A 245-nucleotide genomic window follows, 5' to 3' on the forward strand; every position below is an offset into this window, starting at 1 on the left:
GCATGGTTCGAATATGATTCGAACCATGCTTCAAAGCAATCGGATAATCATCACTCATCCCCATGGACAGATAGCGGATCTGCTCACTTCCATATTCACTTTGCAGCTTGTGAAAGAGGATATTCATCCTTTCAAAGCATTCCTCAATACGGTCACGGTCCGCATCCAGTGGACCAACACACATTAGTCCCTGAACATCCAGGTGTTTATACTGCATGCACTGTTTTACAAAGGCAGGACATTCT

General features: G+C 44.5%; 1 protein-coding gene. It reads right to left on the reverse strand.

What is annotated here, in order from left to right:
• On the reverse strand, positions 1-184 hold a 184-nt coding region (locus LIZ87_RS22270), incomplete at its 3' end, for a hypothetical protein (protein ID WP_330664757.1).
• Positions 185-245: the final 61 nt, after the last annotated feature.

It is taken from the genome of Lacrimispora sp. 210928-DFI.3.58 (genome assembly GCF_020554865.1).
Lineage (GTDB): Bacteria > Bacillota > Clostridia > Lachnospirales > Lachnospiraceae > Enterocloster.